Source organism: Pseudooceanicola lipolyticus (assembly GCF_002786325.1).
Classification (GTDB): Bacteria; Pseudomonadota; Alphaproteobacteria; order Rhodobacterales; family Rhodobacteraceae; genus Pseudooceanicola_C; species Pseudooceanicola_C lipolyticus.
The window spans coordinates 1-3775 of the sequence record NZ_PGTB01000250.1; the positions used below are offsets into that span (position 1 = coordinate 1).

Sequence of the window (3775 nt, forward strand, 5' to 3'; positions counted from 1 at the left end):
GGGGGCAGGCCCGCCATCAGCGCCGGCAGCACCGCGCGCGACAACATGGCGGCAGCGATCAGCGCGCCGGTTCCCTGCGGCAACAGGATGCTCAGCGCGCTCCAGCGCAGACCGACGGAAAAGACCAGCGCCAGCACCCCGTACGTGCCCACGGTGCTGTCCTTCATGATCTCCAGTCGGCGTTCGCGGTCGCGCCCGCCCCACAACCCATCGGCGGTATCGGCCAGCCCGTCCTCGTGCATGGCCCCGGTCAGCAGCGCCAGCAGCGCCACGGTCAGCCCGGCGGCGGGCACCGCGCCCAGGCCCATCTGCAGCAGGGTTTCGCCGGTCACTCCGGCGATCACCGCCACCACCAGACCGGCCAGCGGAAATGCCCATGCCGCCTGGGCCTGGCGGGCAAAGGCCTCGGCGGGCAGATTGGGCAGGGGCAGGCGGGTCAGCAGCAGGCAGGCAGCGGCCACGTCCCAGATCAGGGCGCGCGGGGAAAAAACGGGCTGGCCGTGCTTTGTCAAACGCCTGTCCTTTCCGGGGGTTGTGGCCTGGGTCAACTCGGTTAAACACCGAGGACCGATTTGATGCAACGAGGCATGCCATGCGTTCCGACCTGACCGACCTATCTCATTTGCGCAGGCTGCTGGCCCAGGCGCCCGGCCCCGACACCGCGGCGCTGGAGGGCGCAACGGCGCGCAATGGCCAGCTGACCAAGCCGCCCGGCGCCCTGGGCCGGCTGGAAGAGCTGGCGATCTGGTATGCCGGCTGGCGCGGCGATCCGCGCCCGCGCATCGCGGCGCCGCAGGTGATCGTCTTTGCCGGCAATCACGGCGTGGCGGCGCAGGGGGTTTCGGCCTTTCCGCCGGAAGTGACCGAGCAGATGGTGCTGAATTTCCGTGCCGGCGGCGCCGCGATCAACCAGCTGGCCGAGGCGGCGGGCGCGAAGATGGATGTGCATGCGCTGGATCTGGACCAGCCAACCGCCGATTTCACCCAGACCCCGGCGATGAGCGAGGCCGCCTGCCTGGCGGCGCTGCGCGGGCTGATGGCCGATCCGGCGCGCACCGGCACCTATCATTTTGCCGGCGCGCCGGATGTCAGCTGGGCCGGCTTTGCGCGGGCGATCTTCGAGCAGGCGGGCGTGGACTGCGCGGTCGAGGATATCCCGACCGAGGCCTATCCCACCCCGGCGGCGCGGCCGAAGAATTCGCGGCTGGACTGCCGCAGCTTCGAGGCGGCTTTCGGCCTGGCGCGGCCGGACTGGCGCGCCGGGCTGCGCGAGATATTGGCGGAACTTGGAGAGATGAGATGAGCGCACGCAAGGGCATCATCCTGGCCGGCGGGTCGGGCACGCGGCTGTACCCGATCACCATGGGGCTGTCCAAGCAGCTGCTGCCGATCTATGACAAGCCGATGATCTATTACCCGCTGAGCGTGCTGATGCTGGCGGGGATCCGCGAGATCTGCATCATCACCACGCCGCAGGACCAGGACCAGTTCAAGCGCACCCTGGGCGATGGCGGGCAATGGGGGGTCAGCCTGACCTATGTCGAGCAGCCCTCGCCCGACGGGCTGGCGCAGGCCTATATCCTGGCCGAGGCGTTCCTCGACGGGGCGCCCTCGGCGATGGTGCTGGGCGACAATATCTTCTTCGGCCACGGGCTGCCCGAGCTGATGGCGCGCGCCGGCGCGCGCGCGGCCGGCGGCACCGTCTTCGGCTATCACGTGGCCGATCCGGAACGCTATGGCGTGGTCGATTTCGACGAATCCGGCGCGGTGCGCGAGATCATCGAGAAACCGCCGGTGCCGCCGTCGAACTATGCGGTGACCGGGCTCTATTTCCTCGATGGCGGCGCGCCGGAGCGGGCGCGCCGGGTGGAACCCTCGCCGCGCGGCGAGCTGGAGATCACCTCGCTGCTGGGCATGTACCTGGCCGACGGGCTGCTGCAGGTCGAGACCATGGGGCGCGGCTATGCCTGGCTGGACACCGGCACCCATGCCAGCCTGCTGGAGGCGGGCAATTTCGTGCGCACCCTGGAGGAGCGCCAGGGGCTGCAGGCGGGCTGCCCGGAAGAGATCGCCTATCGCCAGGGCTGGATTTCCGATGCCGCGCTGCAGGCGCGCGCCGAGATGTTTGCCAAGAACAGCTATGGCGCCTACCTGGCCGGGCTGCTGCGCGACTAGGCGGGAGTCAGCCGCCCGGCAATCCGCCGCCGATCGGGCGCCCGCGGCGCGGGAACCGGGCGCCCGGCGCAACCGTTCTGCCTCCGCGTGAGGAGGAAACGGACATGAACACCATCGCATATACCGAAGACCACACCACCGGACGGGCCCTGGTCTCGTCCGACGATGTAAACGGCACCGCTGTCTATGGCCGCGACGGCACCCAGATCGGCTCGATCGATCATTTGATGATCGACAAGATCTCGGGCAAGGTCGCCTATGCCGTGATGGGCTTTGGCGGCTTCCTGGGGCTGGGCGAAGAGCATCGCCCGGTGCCGTGGAACAAGCTGACCTACGATCCCGGCAAGGGCGGTTTCGTCACCGACCTGACCGAGGCCGAGGTCAAGGGCGCGCCGGCCCGCCATGACAGCTGGTATGCCGATGACGACTGGGAGCGGCGCACCCACGCGCATTACCGGGTGCCGCATTACTGGATCTGAGATCCGGTGTCGGCGTGACCCGCAGCCCGGTGCCGGCAACGGCTCCGGGCGGTTGCGTCAGTCGCCCGGAAACCCGGACGAAATGCCCGGTTAGAGCCTGATATTCGGAGTTCCACCGGCCCCGGGACCGGGATCAGTTCAGCGCGTTGCCGCCGCGGCTGAACACGCCGAAGATATTGCCGACGATATTGGAGACGGTCAGCACGTCGTTGATCGGCGCCTCGGTGGCGACCAGCAGGTCCTCGGGCTGGATGGCGAAGTTGCGCGCCGAGAACAGCCCGTCGGCCGAGGTGAGATCGACGGTGAACACCACCCGGGTCTGGCGCGGGCCGCGGGTGCCGGCGCTGACCGCCGCGGCGGGGTATTCGCGCAGGATCAGCAGCCCCTTGGGATCGGCCAGGTTGGCCTTGACCCCGCCCATGATCGCCACCGCGTCCATCGCGGTGACCCGGTCGCGGGTAAAGCGGTGCTGCGCCTGTTCGCCGGTGGCGCCGAAGGACAGGAAATAACGGGTATCGGCCTCGACAAACACCCGGTCGCCGCCGACCAGCCGCGTGTCCAGCGCCGGCCGGTCCAGCAGGGTCTCGACCGAGGTGCCATAGATCGCGCCGCCGCGCATCAGCCGGATCTGCGGGTTCAGGATGTCGTTGCGCACGCCGCCGCCGGCGGCCAGCAGGCTGAGCACGGTATAGTCGCGATCCGGCATCGGATAGCTGCCCGGCGCCGCCACGCCGCCGACCAGGTCGACCGAGTTGAACCGCCCCTCGGTCAGCGACAGCTGCACCTGCGCGGAAGGAATGATCGCCTCCAGCGCGCTCTGGATCTCTTCCCGCGCCAGATCCGGGGTCATGCCGCCGATGCCGATGCTGCCGATATAGGGCAGGAAGATCGCGCCATTGGCGGCGACCTGCATGTCGGGCAGGGCGATGTCCTTCTGCTCGGGCGAGGTCAGCAGCGAATTGTCGGAACTGTCCCAGATCCGCACATCCAGCCGGTCGCCCGGCTGGATCAGCTGGTGGCGCGGGCCGCGGCTGGCGCCGATCCAGCCCAGCCGCTCCTGGCTGCCGGTGGCCGGCCATTGCGCCACCGTCGGCAGGAAGGCGCGGGTCACCGGGTAGACC

At 69.3% G+C, this 3775-nt stretch carries 5 protein-coding genes; 3 read left to right on the forward strand and 2 right to left on the reverse strand.

Annotated elements, in window-relative coordinates:
• A partial coding sequence (locus tag CVM52_RS24295; protein ID WP_240621066.1) for an adenosylcobinamide-GDP ribazoletransferase occupies positions 1 to 512 on the reverse strand: 512 nt, incomplete at its 3' end.
• Between the two features lie 80 nt (positions 513 to 592).
• Between CVM52_RS24295 and CVM52_RS28010 the strand changes: the two genes are divergently transcribed.
• The 3 genes from CVM52_RS28010 to CVM52_RS24310 all read left to right on the forward strand — a co-directional run bounded on the left by CVM52_RS28010 (position 593) and on the right by CVM52_RS24310 (position 2654).
• The gene (locus CVM52_RS28010) at positions 593 to 1303 is read left to right on the forward strand and encodes a nicotinate-nucleotide--dimethylbenzimidazole phosphoribosyltransferase (protein ID WP_100164880.1); all 711 of its coding nucleotides are present in this window, start codon (positions 593 to 595) and stop codon (positions 1301 to 1303) included.
• Positions 1300 to 2175, forward strand: a complete 876-nt coding sequence (gene rfbA, locus CVM52_RS24305; protein WP_100164881.1) for a glucose-1-phosphate thymidylyltransferase RfbA — start codon at positions 1300 to 1302, stop codon at positions 2173 to 2175. Before CVM52_RS28010 ends, rfbA begins: the two co-directional genes overlap by 4 nt.
• 104 nt (positions 2176 to 2279) lie before the next feature.
• A complete protein-coding gene (locus CVM52_RS24310) occupies positions 2280 to 2654 on the forward strand; it encodes a PRC-barrel domain-containing protein (RefSeq protein ID WP_100164882.1) in 375 nt (124 codons plus the stop codon).
• A gap of 133 nt (positions 2655 to 2787) precedes the next feature.
• On the opposite strand, the gene CVM52_RS24315 is transcribed toward CVM52_RS24310, so the two are convergent.
• Positions 2788 to 3775 (reverse strand): polysaccharide biosynthesis/export family protein (locus tag CVM52_RS24315; protein ID WP_100164883.1); only part of this gene is annotated, 988 nt, incomplete at its 5' end.